Source organism: Aeromonas sp. PI_26 (assembly GCF_027854445.1).
GTDB lineage: Bacteria > Pseudomonadota > Gammaproteobacteria > Enterobacterales > Aeromonadaceae > Aeromonas > Aeromonas veronii.
This window is the reverse complement of sequence record NZ_JAJNOE010000014.1, coordinates 95,894-113,655: the sequence shown is the minus strand read 5'-3', so window position 1 is coordinate 113,655 and position 17,762 is coordinate 95,894. Positions and strand designations below refer to the sequence as shown.

Genomic DNA, 17,762 nt, shown 5'->3' with positions numbered 1-17,762 from the left:
TCCCCATGACTGTTCCACGCAATTCCCTTCGCCATTACGCTAGATCCAGCGCTACCGCCCTGTTGACTCTGCTGCTGGGCACCGTCTCCCACGCGGCGCTGGCCGCTGCCCAACCTGTGCCTGCCGAGCTCAAGCTCGCCATCGGAGCCGAACCCACCGAAGGGTTTGACCCTTTGCTCGGCTGGAGCCACGGCAGCTACCTGCTGCTGCATAGCCCGCTGCTCAAACAGAACGCCGATCTCAGCTGGCAGAATGTGCTTACCCAGTCGGTGACCCCGAGCAAGGATGGCAAGGAGTGGATCATTACCCTCAAGCCTGACCTGAAATTCTCCAACGGCGCGCCGCTCACCGCCGAGGATGTGGCCTTTACCTACAACAGCGCAGCCCAAGGCGGCGGCAAGATCGACATGGGCAACTTTGTCTCGGCCAAGGTGATCTCACCCACCGAAGTTGCCATCACTCTTAGCGCCCCTCAGAGCACTTTCGTCAACGTGCTGGGATCTTTGGGGATAGTGTCGAAGCAGGATTACGACGCAAAAGCGTATGCCCAAAAGCCGGTCGGTGCCGGCCCTTACCGGTTGGTGAGCTTCCTGCCCGGCCAGCAACTGGTGGTAGAGGCGAACCCCTATTACGCCGGCGGCAACAATGACTTCAAACGGCTGGTCTTTGTCTTTATCGATGAAGAGAGCGCCTATGCCGCGGCCCAGAGTAGCCAGCTCGATGTGGTGCGCATTGCCCCGTCACTGGCGCCCACCGTGCCTGCTTCCCTCAAGCTCTGGGTGCGGCCGAGTGTGGAGAACCGTGGCATCGTCTTCCCTATTCCGCCTGCGGGTGGCAAGGATGCCAAGGGTTATCCCATCGGCAACGATGTGACCTCGGATGTAGCGGTGCGCCGCGCCATCAACTACGCCATCGACCGCAAGCTGCTGGCCGACCAGCTGCTGGAAGGACACGCCATCCCCGCCTACAGCGCGGTGGAAGGGTTGCCCTGGCTAAACAAAGCAACTGCCTTCAAGGATGGGAATGCGTCCCATGCCAACGCCCTGCTCGACGAAGCGGGCTGGAAGATGGGCAGTGACGGCATCCGCCACAAGGGCAATCTGCGCGCAGCCTTTACCCTCTGGTACACCAGTGGCGACAGCACCCGCCGGGATCTGGCGGAAGCGGTGCGGGCCATGCTCAAACCCATTGGCCTTGAGGTGAGCCTCAAGTCCGGCAGCTGGGAGCAGGTGGAGCGGGAGATGCACGCCAATCCGGTGCTGATGGGGTGGGGGAGTCTGGATCCCATGGAGCTCTATCACCACTACCAGAGCGGCTCCGGTGGCGTGGAGTTCTACAATCCGGGCTACTACAGCAACCCTGTGGTGGATAGCCACCTCAAGCAGGCGCTGGATGCCCCGAACTGGCAGTCGGCCGTGCCGTTCTGGCAGCAGGTGGAGTGGGATGGCAAAACGGGCGCCGGAGTGCAGGGAGATGCGGCCTGGGCCTGGCTGCTAAACGTGCAGCACACCTATCTCGCCAACCGTTGCATCGATCTTGGCAAGGGGGCGCCGGAAATCCACGGTAGCTGGTCACTCCTCAACAACCTGCAGGATTGGCGGTGGACGTGCCGTTAAGTTCGCCCTTGAGTCATTCAGGTTATTTGTTGCTAAAAGCCCTGCTGCGTCTGGCAGGGCTGTTATGTCTGGTCTCGGTCGCCACCTTTGTGCTGCTGAGTTACTCCCCCATCGACCCCATCAAGGCCTATATCGGCAACGATCTGCTCCATGTGCCGCCGGAGCAGTACGCCCGCATAGCTGCCCGTTGGGGGCTGGATCAGCCGCTCTGGCTGCGCTACTGGCACTGGTTTACCCAGGTGCTGCGGGGGGATCTCGGTTACTCCATGCTCTACAACGCACCGGTGGGTGAAGTCATAGGCCAGCGCTTTGCCGCCTCCTTCCTGCTGCTGGCGGGCGCCTGGCTGCTATCCGGTTTTTTCGGGATTTTGCTGGGCCTCTGCGCCGGTCGCTATCTCAATCGTTGGCCCGATCGCCTTATCTGCCGCTTCGCCTACCTGCTCGCCTCCTTGCCCACCTTCTGGGTCGGCCTCTTGCTGCTCGCCCTGTTTGCGGTGCACTGGCAGCTGTTGCCGGTCTGCTGCGCCTGGACGCCGGGCCTCTCCGCCGATGAGGCAGATTGGGTTATGCGAGTACGCCATCTGCTGCTGCCGGTGACTACCCTGGCGCTGTTCGGGGTGGGCAATATTGCCCTGCATACCCGGGGACGGGTGGCCGAGGTGCTGGAGAGCGACTTTATCCGCTACGCCCGCGCCCAGGGGGATGGCGGCTGGCCCATGCTGCGTTTTCACGTGCTGCGCCATGCCCTGACCCCGGCGCTCTGCCTGCAGTTTGCCTCCCTTGGCGAGCTGATTGGCGGCTCGCTCTTGGCCGAGAAGGTCTTCTCCTACCCGGGGCTCGGCCAGGCCACCGTGGATGCGGGGCTCAGGGGCGATATCCCCTTGCTGATGGGCATAGTGCTTTTCTGCACCCTGCTGGTCTTTATTGGCAACACGGTGGCCAGTTTGCTGCTGGCCCGCATCAATCGGGGCTGGGAGGGTGAGCATGCTGTTTAATCCGCTTCCCTCCATACTACGGCTGGTTTTTGCCCTGCTCGGATTGGCGCTGCTGGCCACTTACGGCTGGAGCCTCTCTCATCAGGATGTGCCGATGGATCTGCTGGCGCGCCAGCAGCCTCCCTCGCTGACCCACTGGTTCGGTACCGATCAGATGGGGCGGGATCTCTGGCTGCGGGCCTTTCAGGGCACCCTCACCAGTCTGGAACTCGGCATCAGCACGGCTCTCTGCAGTGGCCTGCTGGCCATGGTGGCTGCCAGCGTGTCGCTCATTCACCCCAGATGTGATGCGGCGGTGCGAATGGTGATCGACGCCATGCTGGCGCTGCCCCATATGCTGCTCTTGATCCTTATCTGCTTTACCGTGGGGGGCGGTATGCGCGGGGTGATCCTGGCGGTGGCGCTCACCCACTGGCCCAAGTTGGCGCTGATCCTTTGCGCAGAAGCGCGGCGGATCGCCTGCTGCGACTATGTGGTGCTGGCCCGCTGTCAGGGGATGGGAGCGCTGCGTCGCTGGCGCACCCACCTGCTGCCGGGGCTGCTGCCCCAGTGGTTTATCGGCACCCTGCTGATGTTTCCCCATGCGGTGCTGCACAGCGCGGCCTTGAGCTTTCTCGGCTTTGGGCTGGCGGCCCATGAGGCCTCGCTGGGTCTGCTGCTGGCCGATGCGTTGCGTTATCTGGCCGGTGGCGGCTGGTGGTTGGCGCTCTTCCCGGGGCTGATGTTGCTGCTGCTGGTTCTGCTGTTTGATCAGGCTACCCGCGCCTTGCAACAGCTGCTGTGGCACAGGAGTGAACCATGCTGAGTTTTGATCAGGTGACCATAGAGGCAGCCCACTACTCCTGGCTGGGGCGGCGCAGTTGGCAGCCATTGCTGACCGATATCAGCCTGCAACTGGCGCCGGGGGAGATAGTGGCGCTGGTGGGGGGGAGCGGCGAGGGCAAGAGCCTGCTGTTGCAAAGCGCCCTGACCCTGCTGCCGGACAACCTGAGGATGCGCGGCAGCATCTCCCTCGATGGCACACCTCTGTGCGATGCCAGCCGCGCCCGTCTGCGCGGTCACACCCTCTGCTATGTGCCACAGGGAGTAAGCGCCCTCAATCCATTGCTGACGGTGGAGCGCCAGCTGGGGCGTGCGGCACGTCTCTGCGGCCAGAGCGGTTCTCGCGAGCGGCTCGGCGAGCAACTGCTGCGCTACCAGCTGCCCGCGACCACCCTGGACAGATTCCCGCGCCAGCTCTCCGGCGGCATGGCCAAGCGCATTCTGGCCTGCACTGCGGCGCTCGGCGGTGCCCGCTACATTCTGGCGGACGAGATCACCGCCTGGCTCGATGAGGGGTTGGCCTGCCAGCTGCTCGGCCAGTTGCGTGAATTGGCCAATCAGGGCAGCGGCATCCTCTGGGTGACCCACGATTTGGCGCTGGCGGCCCGCTTTGCCGATCGCATCGTGGCGCTGCATCAGGGGCAGGTGAGCGACACCTTGAGCAGCCACCATCTGCGCCAGGGGCAGGGGAGCGAGATGCTCCGCGCCCACTGGCAGGCGCTGCCGGAGTTCAATGCGCTCTTCTCTGTGCCGGAGGTTTACTGATGTTGGAAGTACGAAATCTCACTATCGCCCAGGGGGAACGTCCCCTCTGGCAGGGGTTATCGCTGACGGTGAAAGCGGGGGAGCGGCTCGGCATCTCCGCACCGAGCGGCCATGGCAAGACCACGCTGGGGCGGGTATTGGCCGGTTGGCAACCGGTTGGGGCTGGCGGGCAGATCCTGCTGGATGGGCAGCCAGTACCTGAACAGATAAAAGGTTATAACCCCATCCAGCTGGTGCCCCAGCACCCGGAGCTCACCTTCAATCCCTATCGCACCACCGGGCAGGCGCTGTGGGATGTGTGGCGCCCCGATGACGCCATGCTTGCCCGCTTTATGGTCAAGCCTGAATGGCTTGGTCGTAAACCCGGTCAACTCTCCGGCGGCGAGCTGGCCCGCATCGCGCTGTTGCGCGCCCTCGATCCCCACACTCGTCTGCTGATTGCCGACGAGGTCACCGCCCAGCTGGATCCGCAGATTCAGCGCCAGCTCTGGCGGGAATTGATGGTTGAATGCGAGCAGCGCGGGCTTGGTATGGTCATCTTCAGTCACCAGCAGGCGCTGTTGCGCCAGATCTGCCATCGGGTGCTGCGCTTTGGGGAGATGCAGCCCGTGACTGGTGTATTGGCTGAAAATTCGGCCTGATAGTTAGTTCCCCCTCATCCCCAGCCCTTCTCCCGCAAGGGGAGAAGGGGGCAGACGGTGCCATCTCGCCACGCTCAGGGTTTAGGGTTTGGAAAATCTCGGGGTTTGAAAATATGGCTAGTTGTTATGCTCGAAGCGCCCCTGAGGGGTTTGAGGGCGTCGTATAGCGGCGGCATCCACAAACCGATGCCCTTTCCCTGGGGAGAGGGCCAGGGTGAGGGGATGTGAGTATGAAACGCTGGCCATTCTGTACAGAGAGAACCGTTGGCAAAGCGCGCAGATAAAGAGAGGGAGGCATCAGCCTCCCTCTCTTGTTTTCTACCGTTATCAGCGGCGTTTAACCGGTTGATTTCAAGCACTGGCCAGCCAGTTGAGCCAGGCATCCATCCCTTCACCTGTGGTGGCGCTGACCTGGATCACCTGAATATAGGGGTTGACCCGTTTGGCGTTCTCGATGCAGCGGGCCACGTCAAAGCTGACGTAGGGCAGCAGATCGATCTTGTTGATCACCATCAGCTGGGCGGCGGCGAACATATCCGGATATTTCAGCGGCTTCTCTTCCCCCTCGGTGACGGAGAGGATCGCCACCTTGTACTTCTCGCCGAGATCGAAGCTGGCGGGGCAGACCAGATTGCCCACGTTCTCGATAAAGAGGATGCCCCCTTGATTGGCGGGCAGCTGGTGGCATGCATCGTGAACCATTTTGGCATCCAGATGGCAGCCCTTGCCGGTGTTGATCTGCACGGCAGGGACGCCAGTAGCACGGATGCGATCCGCATCGGCGCTGGTCTGCTGATCCCCTTCGATCACCGCGCAGGGGCGCTTGTCGGCCAGCTGGCGCAGGGTTTCGCACAGCAAAGTGGTTTTGCCTGCCCCCGGGCTAGAGACCAGATTGAGCACCAGCTGGGCCGCTTCGTCGAAGTGTTCGCGGTTGTGGGCGGCCAATGCATTGTTTTTGGCCAGCACATCCATCTCGATGGCGATCAGCTGGCGCTGACCCATGCCGGGCACCGACAATCCCGCTTCCCCTTTGCCATAGTGCAGATCACCCTGCTGATGGTCATGGTCATGGTCATGGTCATGGTCATGGTCATGGTCATGGTCATGGTCATGGTCATGGTCATGGCTGTGATCATGGGAATGGCCGTGGTCATGAGAGTGGGCATGATCATGATGATGGTCGTGGGGGTGATCATGATGGTGCTCATGGGGGTGATCATGACCCTCGTGGCTTATGGGAGCCCGCACCCCGTGGTAGTGGTGATGGACATCTCCCTGATGGTGATAGTGGTGGTGAATGATCAGGGTGCGCGGTGCGCTCTGCTCGTGGTCATGATGGTGATGGGCGTCATGAGCATGATGATGGTCGTGCTCATGACCATGGTGATGTTCATGTTCGTGATGATGCTCATGATTGTGCTCATGGCCGGCGATCCGCGCCTGGCCGCATCCGCATACGCTACACATATCAACTTACCTCGATGTCGGTGATGCGCAGGCTATCACCCTGCGCGACTCGTAATTTGTATCCGCCACACTCGGGACAGGCCTGCCCGCGCTCGGTGAGGGTGACCGTCTGGTTGCAGTCGTAACACCAGGCCTCTGCCGCCTGGTGTTGAAAGTGAAGCTGGGCCCCTTCGACGGCGGTGCCCTTGGCGGCAGCCTCGAAACAGAAGGCAATGGTCTCCGGGTCGACGCAGGAGAAGCTGCCGACCTCGAGCCAGAGGGCGGTCACCTTGGTAAAGCCCCGCTGGGTGGCCTGCTCGGCGGCCAGATCGATGGCGGCCATGGCCAGAGACATTTCGTGCATGGTGGCTCCTTAACCGATATGGGGAGGAGCAGTGACTCCTCCCTGTAATTGACGAAACGGCATGGCTGCTCAACAGATCCGCGGCAGCAGCTCCCCTTGCGGTAGCTCCAGATAGCGGCGGCTGCCCCAGGGGTTGTTCAGGATCACCTTGTGGCGCTCGCTCGCCTGCACCACACCGATCTGGCTGGCAGCGGGGTTGAACTGCCGCAAGATGCCCAGCGCGTCCTGCGCCTGTTCGGCAGGCAGAGCCAGCACCATGGTTCCTTCATTGGCGAGATCATGGGGCTCGAAACCGTAGAGCTCACACAGGCCGCGCACCGGATCACACACCGGAATGGCGGACTCCTCCAGCTCGATGGCAACGCCGGAGGCGCTGCTCCACTCGTTGAGCACGGCGGCGAGGCCACCGCGGGTGGCATCGCGCAGGGCGTGAGGGGTAATGCCCGCTTTTAGCAGCGCTTCGACCTGTGGCCAGAGGGTGGTGCAGTCGCTCTTGAGATCAGATCCGAGTTGCAGGGCGTCACGGGCCATCAGGATGCAGGCGCCGTGGCTGCCGATATCCCGCGACACCAGAATGGCGTCACCGGCCTTGAGATTGCGAACCGAGATGCCCCGGCTCTGCTCAGGCTGCGGGAAGGTACCGACCCCGCTGGTGTTGATAAAGATCTTGTCTGCCGCTCCCTTGGGCACCACCTTGGTGTCGCCGCAGACGATGCGGGCGCCGCTCTTGGCAAGCTCTGCTGCCATCGACTCGACGATGCGGGCCAGATCGGCGTAGGGGAAGCCCTCCTCGATGATAAAGCTGCAGCTCAGATACTCGGGCTTGGCCCCCATCATGGCGAGATCATTGACTGTGCCGGCGATGGCCAGCTTGCCGATATCCCCCCCCTCGAAGAAGAGCGGCGAGACGGTAAAGCTGTCGGTGGTGAAGGCGACGGGGCCGTTCACCGGCAGCAGGGCGGCATCTTCACCGCGCAACAGGATCTCGTTGCCAAAGTGGCGAAAGAAGAGCTGGTTGATCAGCTGGTTCATCTCCACGCCGCCGCCGCCATGGCTTAACTGAATTTCTCTCATTGGATCCCCATATATCGGTAGTAGGCATTGCAGGCCCCTTCGGAGCTGACCATGCAGCTGCCCATGGGCTGGGTCGGGGTGCAGCCCCGGCCAAAGACTTTGCACTGGTTGGGCTTGGCCAGGCCGCGCAGGATATCGGCGCACTGGCACGCCTTGTGGTCATCGATGGGAGTCTGATTGAGCGCGAAGTGACGCTCCGCATCGCGTTTGGCAAACGCATCGCGCAGGCGCAGGGCGGAGGCGTTGATATCCCCGAGGCCCCGCCAGCGAAAGTGCTCGCGGGTCTCGAAAAAGCGCTCGACCAGCCGCTGGGCGGCTTTATTGCCGCTGGCGGTGACGGCGCGGCTGTACTGCACCTCCAGCGCGTAGCGACCCTCCACCTTCTGGCGCACCATCATCAAGAGCGCCTCCATCACATCCACCGGCTCGAAGCCGCTCACCACCACCGGCACCTGATAGCGATCGACGATGGGCAGGTAGATATCGGCGCCGGTGATGACGCTGACGTGGGAGGGGCCGATAAAGGCGTTCACCTTGGCCACCCCGTCGGCCATCACCGCGTGAATGGCGGGGGGCACCAGCACATGGTTGATGTGAAATAGAAGATTCTCGACCCCTTGCTCTTCAGCGGCAGCCAGCAGCGCCGCTGTCATCGGAGTGGAGGTCTCGAAACCGATGGCGAAGAAGACCACGGTTTTTTCCGGGTTCTCTTTGGCGATACGCAGGGCATCGAGGGGGTCATAGACGGGGCGAATATCGCTGCCCTTGGCCCGCTGCTGGGCCAGCGTGCCTTTGGAGCCCGGCACCCGGATCATGTCACCCAGAGTGACCAGAATGACGTTGGGTTGGCGGGCCAGCTCGATGGCCTGATCGATGCGCTCTTTCGGCATGATGCAGACCGGGCAGCCGGGGCCGTGGACGAACTCGATGCTGGCCGGCAGCAACTGGTGCAGGCCGTATTTCATGATGGTGTGGGTGTGGCCGCCGCACACCTCCATCACCCGCAGCGGCTCGGGCAGATCTTTTGCCAGTTCGGTGATCTGGGCGGCGAGGGCACGGATCACCTCGGGCTGGCGAAAGCCCTGGAACAGGTCATTCAAGGTCAGCATGGCAAAATATCCTGCTCTGGCATCAGGGCCACCATCTGGCGGAAGCTCTCGAGGCTGGCCTGCGCCTCCTCTTCGTCAATCTTGCTCATCACAAAGCCGATATGGAGTAGCACATAGTCGCCCACCTGGAGAGGCTCTTCGAGCAGCATGCAGCTGACGCGCCGCTGCACCCCAAGGGTGTCGACGGTGACGCAGTTATCTTCGGGGTGCAGTTGCACCACCTGAGAGGGGATGGATAGACACATGAATTTCAGGACTCCGACAAGGTGGCACAACCGGCTGTGGCAGGCTGATGCGTGGCAAGATGGTGGATGGCAAACCAGAGCTGACCGGCGGCGATGCCACCGTCATTGAGCGGCAGGGTCTCGCTGGTCAATACCTGCCGGCCAGCGCCTTCGAGTGCGGGCACCAGCTGGTCCATCAGTACCCGGTTTTGAAAGACGCCGCCCCCGAGCACCACCGGATAGCCGGGGAAGCGCTCGGCCAGGGCAACCACCAGCTTGCTGATGGCGCGGATAAAACCGGCGGCCAGGCTGGCAGTTGAGGTGCCTTTGCACCCCTCGCTGACAAGGGTATGGATCAGCTCGGCCCACTGGATCTGCAGTGGCTCCCCTGTTGATTGGCTGAGATCAAAGGCGAGGGGGAAGGGCTGTTCATCGGGGGCCAGCTGCAAGGCTGCTGCCTCCAGCAGGAGCCCGGCTTCGCCCTCGTAATCGGGGGTATCAATCACCCCCAAGAGTGCCGCCACCGCATCGAACAGCCGACCGATGGAGCTGGTGTAGGGGGTGTTGCGACCCAGCTGCCAGAGCTGGTGCAGGTTGCTGATCCGCTTAAGGGGCAGTTGCTTGATCAACGGAATATCGAGGGCACCGATCTGCTCAGGGCTGTGCGATTCAAACAGCAGCCCCAGCAGTTGACGTACCGGCTCGCGGATGGCCGCCTCGCCGCCGATCAGCTTGAAGGGGGCAAGGTGGGCAACCCGCTCAAATCCCTGAACGTCTGCGATCAGCAGCTCGCCGCCCCAGAGGGTGCCGTCATCGCCAAGGCCGGTGCCATCGAAGGCAACACCCAGCACCGGGCCTGTGATGTTGTGCTCGGCCATCACTGCCAGCAGGTGGGCGTGATGGTGCTGCACCTCGAGGTGGGTCGCACCCTGATCGCGGCAATAGCCCTTGGCCCACTGATGGCTGAGGTAGCCGGGGTGGCGATCCGAGACCAGCAGTTCTGGCTTGAGATCGTAGAGATCGCGAAAGGTCGCCAGGGTCTGCTCGAAGTGCTCCTGCATCGGCAGGCTGTGCAGATCGCCGATATAGGGGCTGTAGATGCGCTGGCGGCCGAAGGCGAGCGCCAGCTGGTTCTTCTGTTGCGCCCCGACAGCCAAGAGCGGCACCCCGACAGCCTCTTGCAGGCTGGGGGTGCAGGGGGCATAGCCCCGGGCGAGGCGCAACGTCTGGCGCCGCCCGCCCGCCCACTGCACCAGACTGTCGTCGCACGGGTGCAGGATAGGGCGGTTGTGATCCAGGATGCCGTCAATCTCGCTGCCGAGTTCCCTGACCACCGCCTCGCACTCGATAAGGATTGGGCTGCCGCGACCATTGGCGCTGGTGGCCACCAGCGGCATGGCACAGGCGTCCAGCAGCAACTGGTGCAGCGGGGTATAGGGGAGCATGACCCCAAGGTAGGGGATGCCGGGGGCGATCCCCTCGGCCAGCGGCGCGGTTGTCAGTCGGGATTCTGAGAGCCGATCATCGTTAATGCGCTTGTGCAGCAAGGTGATGGGTCTGGCCTGAGAGGCGAGCAGTTGCCACTCGTCTTCGCAGCCGGTGACATGCAGTTTGGCCTCGGCAAGGGAGTCCATCATCACCGCCAGCGGCTTGCGCGCGCGCCGCTTGAGCGTTCGCAATCTGGCAACACTCTGTTCATTGCGGGCATCACATATCAGGTGATAACCCCCCATCCCTTTGACCGCGATAAGCTTGCCTGCTTGCAGCGCGCTTGCAGCTGCTTGCAGGGCATCCTCGCGCTCGGCCAGCGCATCGCCGCGACCGCTGCGCCAGCTGAGATGGGGCCCGCACTCGGGGCAGCTCACCGGCTGGGCGTGGTAGCGTCTGTCCAGCGGGTTTTCATAGGCCGCCGCACAGCGCCGGCACATGGCAAAGCCTGCCATGGCGGTATGGGGGCGGTCGTAGGGGAGGCGGCGGATGATGGTGTAGCGCGGGCCGCAGTGGGTGCAGTTGGTAAAGGGGTAGCGATGGTGGCGATCCGAAGGGTTGGCCACATCGTTGGCGCACGCCTCGCACATCCCCTGATCCGGCGAGATGGCGACCGTGGCGGCGCTCTGCTGTTGGCTCGCTTTAATTCGAAACTGGCCATGAAATTGGCCATCGAAGTCGGGATCATGAGCGAGGGGCAGCTCCCGCTCGCTGAAATGATCGATGCGGCTCAGCGGCGGCGCCAGTTCCCGCAGTTCGCGGGCAAAGCTGGCGAGCTGCTCGGGCGATCCTTCGGCGCCAATGGTGACGCCGTTGGCATCGTTCAACACATAGCCGGCAAGGCCGTGGCGCAACGCCAGCCCATAGACGAAGGGGCGAAAGCCCACCCCCTGCACTATGCCGTCGATATGAAATTCGCGGCGCAGCCGGTTGGCCACAGGATTGGAAGAGCCAGAGGGGGCGATGGTGGCGCTCATGCCGGCTCCATCTCATCTTGAGTCTGCGGCAAACGCAGCACCCGGCGCTCGTTCTCCTCGCGCCGCACCCAGCCATCCATCTCCATGCGCAGGCAGAACGGAATGGCGTATTTGCGCGACAAACCGGTGATCTCCTTGAGGGATGCCATGTCGATCAGATCTCCCACCTGCTGGCCCGCCAGCACGGCGGCGACCATCTGGTTGTAAAGCTCGGCGTCGTAGTAGATGGGGCCATCGAGTTGCACCAGATACTTGAGTCGCGCCAGATTGCGCAGCTGCTTTTGCAACGCGCCTTTTTGTAGCAAGCCCTGCTGCAGGGCGGCGGGCAGCTTGCGGGTGATAAAGGGATCCAGCTCCACGCCGCCAGGGCCCAGTTTACCGGGCTCGTAACCCTCCTTGCCTTGATCTCGCACCACCTTGAGCACCAGCTGCGCCTCTTCTCCCAAATCGTCTTCCGACTCGCCGCTGCCCAGCTGCCACTTGTCATGGTGCAGGCGAACAAGCTGCTCGCTTTTGAGCTGCTGGAGCAGGGCCTGAGTGACCGGCAGGGCGATGCCAAAGCGGGTCGCCTGCTCCGCAGCGCTCAGCGGTTCGTTTGCCAGGGTAGCCAGCAGCTGATCACGGCTCTGAGCCAGCCAGTGGTTGTCCAGCAACCATTCACCGAGGGGGGTGACCTGCTCGGGCTGCTGGTCAAAGCGGCTGGCCAGCACATAGCCATTGAGCCCCAGCTGCAGGGTGGCCGGGTTGTAGTGCTCGAGCTCATCTGGCAGCTCGCCCAGCAGGGTGTGCAGCGCCTTGCGTCTGGCGGGATGGATGTCGCCGCACCAGACGATGCGGGCGCCGTGGAGCAGTTCGCTGCTGCCGTGGCGAATGATGGCGAGCGGCTGGCCGAAGAAGCAGGGGATGGGGCTGGTAAAGATCAGCCGCGCCAGCCGGGAGTCCTTGATGGGCACGAAACGGGCCCGGCCATGCCAGCTGCCGAGGGCTACTTCGACCTCCTTGTTGTGCAGAGAGGGGCGTAGTGCCTTGCCGCTCAGGCTCTCGGTGTTGAGCCGCACGATGAGGTGAGTCGCCGCCTCGCACTGGCCAGCTGCGCTGGTCAGGCAGTGGCCGCGAGCCACCTCCTTGTGGGGCACTTTTTTCAGGCCCACCGCCACCCGGCAGACGGCGCCGATCTCGTCGACGCTCTGGTGATAGGCCTGCAGGGAGCGCACCTGCACCTCCCGATCGGCGGGGTAGAGGCGCAGCTTGTCCCCCACCTTGAGGCTGCCCTGCTGCAAGGTGCCGGTAAGCACGGTGCCGGTGCCGTTGGCGGTAAAGACCCGGTCTACATAGAGGCGCGGCGCGGCCTGTACGCGGGGAGCATGATGCTCAGCCATATCTCCCAGCTGGCAGACGATGGCGGCGTGCAGGGCAGCCATATTGGCGCCGGTTTTGGCGCTGACGCTGACGATATCGGGCACCATGCCGCTCTCGTCCATTACCCGCTCCAGCAGGCTCTCTTCAAGCAGTAAAAGCTCGTCGGGGGAGACCAGATCGCACTTGTTGATGCAGACCAAGAGGCGTGGTACCCCCATCGCTTTGAGCAGGCGCAGGTGATCGCCGGTCATCGGCATCCACCCCTCGTCGGCGGCGATGACCAGTAGCACCAGATCCAGACTCCAGAGCCCTGCCACCATATTGCGGATATAGCGCTCGTGGCCAGGGACGTCGATGACGCCTATGGTGTTGCCCTGACCGTCGTCGAAGTGGGCAAAGCCGAGATCCTGGGTCATGCCGATGGCCTGCTCGTGGGCACGGGCGGTGGTGATGCCGGTGAGGGCCTTGATCAGCAGGGTCTTGCCGTGATCCACGTGGCCGGCAAGGCCGATAACGGCGCGATAGGGGGTCATGGGGTCAGGACTCCTCAGTTGCATTGAGCGAGGCAGGTAGCAGAAGCTCGTGTAGCTGGGCGATCAGCAGTTCCATCTCGGTCGGCAGCAGGGTGGCCATATTGAGCAGCACCTTCTGCTGGCGCACGGTGGCGATGACCGGCACCGGCAGTTCGCGCAAATCATCGAGCAGCTGCTGAGCCGGTCGCGGGTCGGTGCATTCCAGCGCAGGGGCCGGGTAGAACTCGTCCGGCAAGGTGCCGCCGCCCACCACCAGCTGGGCGGGGACCGGCACAAAGCAGCCGGGCAGGGCGGTCATCAGCTGGTCGGCTCTCGCCTGCATGGCGGCCGGGTTGCTCAAGGTGCGCTGGGCAATCCCTTCACCGATGGGGGACTTGTTGAGCTTGTGGATGAGCAGGCGTTCGAGCAGGGAGTAGACGATGCGGCTCGGGCGGAAGGTGCGCATCATGGGGTGCTTTTCCAGCCGCTTGATAAGGTCGCTGCGGCCGCTGATGATGCCCGCTTGCGGGCCACCCAGCAGCTTGTCGCCGGAGAAGCAGACCAGATCCGCCCCCGCCTTGATGTACTGACGCACCGAGGTTTCATCCGGCGCAAACTCTTCGGTGGTCAAGCCGGAGCCCTGATCCACCGCCAGCACTACATGTTCGGGCAGGGCGCGGGCCACCTCGCCGATATCGGGGGATTCGGTAAAGCCGCGAATGGCGAAATTGGATCTGTGCACCATCAGTACCAGCGCGGTCTGATCGGTGATGGCATCAAGGTAATCTTTGGCGGTAGTGATATTGGTAGTGCCCACCTCCACCAGTTTGGCGCCGGAGAGCGCCAGAATATCGGGAATGCGAAAGCCGCCGCCAATCTGGATCTGCTCGCCGCGCGAGACGATCACCTCGCGCCCCTTGGCCACCTCTTGCAGCAGCAAAAAGAGCGAAGCGGCGTTGTTGTTGACCACCAGCGAATCCTCGGCCTGGGTGAGGCAACGGAGCAGGGGGGCGATCAGCCCCTTGCGCCCGCCGCGCTTGCCGGTGGCGAGATCCAGCTCCAGATTGTTGTAGCCGGTGTTGAGGTCACGTACCTCGTCCCACAGATCGGCACTTAACGGCGAACGCCCCAGATTGGTATGCACCAGGGTGCCGGTGGCGTTGATCACCCGGGTTTGACGCTGGCGCAACTGCTGTTGGCAGCGTTTGGCAATCAGCGCCTCGATCTGCTCGGGGGCAACGCCATGCTGGCGAAAATCTTCGCTCTGGCGCAGCTCGCTCAGGATGTCGCGCACCGCCTGAGTCACCAGCGGGCGGCTCAGTGCCTCGATAAACCCGGCGAGAAAGGGTTGCTGCAGTAGCTGTTCCACTTGCGGCAGACGGCGGGTTTGTTGCTGTGAATCTGGCAGTGAATCATCGGCAGCCGTACCTGATGCGGGCTGGCGATGGGGGATGGCTGGCGCGTGAGACGAGTTCGGCATGGGATTACCAGTGCAGTGCGTGGGTTCGGGATGCGCACCGGTTTGCCGATAGAGAGGCCGAGCTGACGGGTTATGGCACTGCTGGCGATTTGCGGATGACTGCAAACTGGGTGCATCAATGAGCGGGTATAAATCAATGCTGCATCGATGCTGATAAATTAATTTTTGGCCAGCGAGATAACCTGAGTTCGGATTATATTGGCAAACGGCAAGCACCTTTTTCAAGGTATTATTTCATACATATTGAACAAACAATGGAAATAACATCCAGGCCGAAAAATTCAGCGAGAGAGTATTTGTTCAATAGATAAATTTGGCGGAAGAGGCAGGAATCGAACCTGCCAAAGCCTTCTCGGCTCACATCGGTTTTGAAGACCGAGGAGGCCACCAGACCCCATCAACTTCCGTAATGGTCGCCATTTTGTGGCAAATTTCTGTGACTGGCAACGCTTTTTTTGTCATAAAAAAGCGAGAGTTAGCGATTTTTTGAAAAAATCAAAGAACCTTGTTTTATATCAAGTTCAGCACAATTAGCCCGATGTTTTTAATTTAACATCGGGCCTCGATCACATTGCCGGAACCGTCAGTCAATAACGGTCGTTAACAACTCGATAAATAATCACCGCTTGGCGTTGGCAATATTCCACTGATCCAGTTTATCTATTAACAGACCGGTATCCCTGGCGGCATCAAGATGCTGATAAAGATAATCCATCGCCTCGCTCACCATCTCTGTCATCGGGAAGGAGAACGCCACGATGGCCGGTTGTACCCCGACAAAGATCACCTCGGGCACAAAGGTCTTGAGCTCGTCGATCAAAAAATTGAGCGGCATGTTGTGGGTCGAGAAGATAAACATCTCGGCGATGGTCTCGGGGGGGATCACCTGCAGGGTACCCGCCTTCTCGCCGATCTCGGCGGCATCCACCAGCACCACCCGATCTGGTTGCAGCTCCCGCACCTTGTAGACCACATTTTCCGGCGCGATGCCGCCGTCGATATGGATCCAGCCGGGCAGGGGGGCGGCTTGCAGTTTGTCGGCAAGATAGGGGCCGGCACCGTCGTCCCCCATCATGGCATTGCCCACGGTCAACACGAGATTGCAGCCCATCAGCGGCTCCTTACCATCAAGTACATATGGGGGTCGTTATAGAGGGCGGTGAGCTGATCCATAAAGGTGTTGGTCCAGCCCAGCTCCTGCTCATCGAGCAGATTGTCGGCTTTGCGCAGTCGGTCGAAGGCGCAGGCCAGCATATGGCAGTGCTCGCGATAGATGGTGATCTCGCCAAAGGTGAGAAACCCCTCCATCTTGCGGCGCGCTTCGCTCCCCTGTGGCAGCTTGGCCACCCAGTCGCGATAACCGGTCAGCGAGCAGACCAGGTCTGCTCGCAGGCAATCGACAATGCCAAGGTGGTGGCCGATGGCGAGGCTGTAGTACATCACCTCTTTGGCCTCTTCCGGCACGTCGAACTGCTCGTCGACGAACTTGCGCGAGAGGCGGTAGAAAAAAACCTCGTCAGCCATGCACCGCCTCTCCCTTGCCGGCCGCCCGGTTGAGGCAGGCGTTTGCGAGGTTGTTGACTATCTCCGCCAGGCGGGGATCGTCGTGCTGATCGAGGTAGCTCTGGATGCGCAGATCCACATCCTGTTGGGTCGCCCCTTCGAGCAGGGCCATAAACTCGTCGGCGATGATCCGCCCCTGCCGATAACCGGCCATGCGGCGCGCTTCGCGCTCGATCATCACCCGAATTTCATTGGGGATGCCGGTGTGGCGCAGCTCGACCCGCTCACCCGGTTGCGCCTCGTGGCTGGTGGCTTTGAGTTTTTGCTCAAGCAGACCGAGCGCCACCGCAAAGCCGTAGATGGTTGCCGCCGGTGTCGGAGGGCAGCCGGGGATATAGACATCCACCGGCACGATCTTGTCGGTGCCGCCCCAGACGCAGTAGAGGTCGTGGAAGATGCCGCCGTCACAGCCGCAGGCGCCGTAGGCGATGCAGATCTTGGGATCGGGCGCCGCCTCGTAGGCGCGCAGGGCCGGCACCCGCATCGCCCGGGTCACCGCGCCGGTAAAGAGCAGGATGTCGGCGTGGCGGGGGGAGGCGACCACCTTGATGCCGAAGCGCTCGGCATCAAACAGCGGGGTGATGGTGGCGAAGATCTCAATCTCGCAGGCGTTGCAGCCGCCGCAATCGACCCGGTAGACATAGGCCGAGCGGCGAATGTCCTTGAGCAGGGTCTTCTTGAGTTTGGTGATCTCGGGAGCCTGTGCCAGCGGCACGGCGCGGGTATGGGCATGGCCGACAACCGGTTCTATGCCTTTGATCTTGCTCATCACATCCACTCCTTTTGTGCGGCCATCGGTGTGGCTATCGGTGTGATCAGGGCCGAGTCAGGCTGGCTCAGCATGCTCTGTTTTCGTTTGCAGTCGGGGCAGTGGTGCAGCCGCTCCGGGGTCGCGAGCGGTGTGCCCGCCTGCTTGAGGGTATCCTCCACCAGCGCCACCAGCTTGCTCGGGGCAAAGTAGGTGCCGCACAGGGTGCAGGGGGCCAGCGCGAAGCGGGCCTCCTCATAGAGATCCGCCTTGTTGGTCACCGCCAGCTCGAACTCGGGGGAGAGGGCGATGGCGCGGGTCGGGCAGACCTCCTCGCAGCGGCCGCAGAAGATGCAGCGCGCCATGGAGATCTCCCAGCGCCGTTCGCCGGTCTCCATATCCACTTCCATCACCAGCGCGTTGGCCGGGCAGGCCTTGGTGCAGGCGGCGCAGGCGATGCACTGATCCGCCTGATATTTGGGTTTGCCGCGAAAATCCCGGTTCACCTCGTAAGGGGCGAAGGGGTACTTGGCGGTCGGGGTGCCAGCCTTGAGGATGGTCTTGAACAGCTTGATCATG

Annotated in this window: 18 protein-coding genes and 1 tRNA gene; 6 read left to right on the top strand and 13 right to left on the bottom strand. The window is 62.3% G+C overall.

The features are described 5' to 3' along the window. The first annotated feature begins 5 nt into the window (after positions 1-5). The 5 genes from LRL22_RS15210 to LRL22_RS15190 are packed head-to-tail and all read left to right on the top strand — an operon-like array spanning position 6 to position 4,839. The gene (locus tag LRL22_RS15210; protein ID WP_270905748.1) at positions 6-1,616 is read left to right on the top strand and encodes an ABC transporter substrate-binding protein; all 1,611 of its coding nucleotides are present in this window, start codon (positions 6-8) and stop codon (positions 1,614-1,616) included. Next, positions 1,601-2,611, top strand: a complete 1,011-nt coding sequence (locus tag LRL22_RS15205; RefSeq protein ID WP_270905747.1) for an ABC transporter permease — start codon at positions 1,601-1,603, stop codon at positions 2,609-2,611. Before LRL22_RS15210 ends, LRL22_RS15205 begins: the two co-directional genes overlap by 16 nt. Then, a complete protein-coding gene (locus tag LRL22_RS15200) occupies positions 2,601-3,416 on the top strand; it encodes an ABC transporter permease (protein ID WP_270905746.1) in 816 nt (271 codons plus the stop codon). The genes LRL22_RS15205 and LRL22_RS15200 overlap by 11 nt, the downstream gene beginning before the upstream one ends. Beyond that, a complete protein-coding gene (locus tag LRL22_RS15195) occupies positions 3,410-4,198 on the top strand; it encodes an ATP-binding cassette domain-containing protein (protein ID WP_270905745.1) in 789 nt (262 codons plus the stop codon). The genes LRL22_RS15200 and LRL22_RS15195 overlap by 7 nt, the downstream gene beginning before the upstream one ends. Beyond that, entirely contained in the window at positions 4,198-4,839 is a 642-nt protein-coding gene (locus LRL22_RS15190; protein WP_270905744.1) for an ATP-binding cassette domain-containing protein, read from the top strand. Before LRL22_RS15195 ends, LRL22_RS15190 begins: the two co-directional genes overlap by 1 nt. A gap of 351 nt (positions 4,840-5,190) precedes the next feature. On the opposite strand, the gene hypB is transcribed toward LRL22_RS15190, so the two are convergent. After that, complete coding sequence (gene hypB / locus LRL22_RS15185) at positions 5,191-6,075, bottom strand: hydrogenase nickel incorporation protein HypB (RefSeq protein ID WP_270905764.1); 885 nt, start codon at positions 6,073-6,075, stop codon at positions 5,191-5,193. Between hypB and LRL22_RS15180 the strand changes: the two genes are divergently transcribed. Further along, positions 5,956-6,330: a hypothetical protein gene (locus LRL22_RS15180; RefSeq protein WP_270905743.1), complete on the top strand. Its 375-nt coding sequence runs from the start codon at positions 5,956-5,958 to the stop codon at positions 6,328-6,330. The two genes, hypB and LRL22_RS15180, sit on opposite strands and share 120 nt — an antisense overlap. Here the strand turns inward: LRL22_RS15180 and hypA are convergent. The 12 genes from hypA to LRL22_RS15120 all read right to left on the bottom strand — a co-directional run bounded on the left by hypA (position 6,308) and on the right by LRL22_RS15120 (position 17,761). Continuing rightward, a complete protein-coding gene (hypA, locus tag LRL22_RS15175; RefSeq protein ID WP_270905742.1) occupies positions 6,308-6,649 on the bottom strand; it encodes a hydrogenase maturation nickel metallochaperone HypA in 342 nt (113 codons plus the stop codon). The genes LRL22_RS15180 and hypA overlap by 23 nt on opposite strands. A gap of 69 nt (positions 6,650-6,718) precedes the next feature. Then, the gene (gene hypE, locus LRL22_RS15170; protein WP_270905741.1) at positions 6,719-7,723 is read right to left on the bottom strand and encodes a hydrogenase expression/formation protein HypE; all 1,005 of its coding nucleotides are present in this window, start codon (positions 7,721-7,723) and stop codon (positions 6,719-6,721) included. After that, positions 7,720-8,832, bottom strand: coding sequence for a hydrogenase formation protein HypD (gene hypD, locus LRL22_RS15165; RefSeq protein ID WP_270905740.1), 1,113 nt, complete (start codon positions 8,830-8,832; stop codon positions 7,720-7,722). Before hypD ends, hypE begins: the two co-directional genes overlap by 4 nt. Then, positions 8,826-9,077: a HypC/HybG/HupF family hydrogenase formation chaperone gene (locus LRL22_RS15160; RefSeq protein ID WP_017784111.1), complete on the bottom strand. Its 252-nt coding sequence runs from the start codon at positions 9,075-9,077 to the stop codon at positions 8,826-8,828. The genes hypD and LRL22_RS15160 overlap by 7 nt, the downstream gene beginning before the upstream one ends. 5 nt (positions 9,078-9,082) lie before the next feature. Next, the gene (hypF, locus tag LRL22_RS15155) at positions 9,083-11,521 is read right to left on the bottom strand and encodes a carbamoyltransferase HypF (RefSeq protein WP_270905739.1); all 2,439 of its coding nucleotides are present in this window, start codon (positions 11,519-11,521) and stop codon (positions 9,083-9,085) included. Further along, complete coding sequence (selB, locus tag LRL22_RS15150) at positions 11,518-13,413, bottom strand: selenocysteine-specific translation elongation factor (RefSeq protein WP_270905738.1); 1,896 nt, start codon at positions 13,411-13,413, stop codon at positions 11,518-11,520. Before selB ends, hypF begins: the two co-directional genes overlap by 4 nt. Positions 13,414-13,417: 4 nt before the next feature. Then, positions 13,418-14,872 (bottom strand): L-seryl-tRNA(Sec) selenium transferase, encoded by a 1,455-nt coding sequence (selA, locus tag LRL22_RS15145; RefSeq protein WP_270905737.1) that lies wholly within the window; start codon positions 14,870-14,872, stop codon positions 13,418-13,420. Between the two features lie 314 nt (positions 14,873-15,186). Then, positions 15,187-15,278 (bottom strand) — tRNA-Sec (locus LRL22_RS15140). Positions 15,279-15,491: 213 nt separating this feature from the next. After that, positions 15,492-15,983 (bottom strand): hydrogenase maturation peptidase HycI, encoded by a 492-nt coding sequence (gene hycI, locus LRL22_RS15135; RefSeq protein ID WP_270905736.1) that lies wholly within the window; start codon positions 15,981-15,983, stop codon positions 15,492-15,494. Continuing rightward, positions 15,983-16,396, bottom strand: a complete 414-nt coding sequence (locus LRL22_RS15130; protein ID WP_270905735.1) for a formate hydrogenlyase maturation HycH family protein — start codon at positions 16,394-16,396, stop codon at positions 15,983-15,985. The genes hycI and LRL22_RS15130 overlap by 1 nt, the downstream gene beginning before the upstream one ends. Then, the gene (locus LRL22_RS15125) at positions 16,389-17,204 is read right to left on the bottom strand and encodes an NADH-quinone oxidoreductase subunit B family protein (RefSeq protein WP_270905734.1); all 816 of its coding nucleotides are present in this window, start codon (positions 17,202-17,204) and stop codon (positions 16,389-16,391) included. The genes LRL22_RS15130 and LRL22_RS15125 overlap by 8 nt, the downstream gene beginning before the upstream one ends. Next, positions 17,204-17,761, bottom strand: a complete 558-nt coding sequence (locus LRL22_RS15120) for a formate hydrogenlyase complex iron-sulfur subunit (RefSeq protein WP_005345227.1) — start codon at positions 17,759-17,761, stop codon at positions 17,204-17,206. The genes LRL22_RS15125 and LRL22_RS15120 overlap by 1 nt, the downstream gene beginning before the upstream one ends. Between the last annotated feature and the right edge of the window lies 1 nt (position 17,762).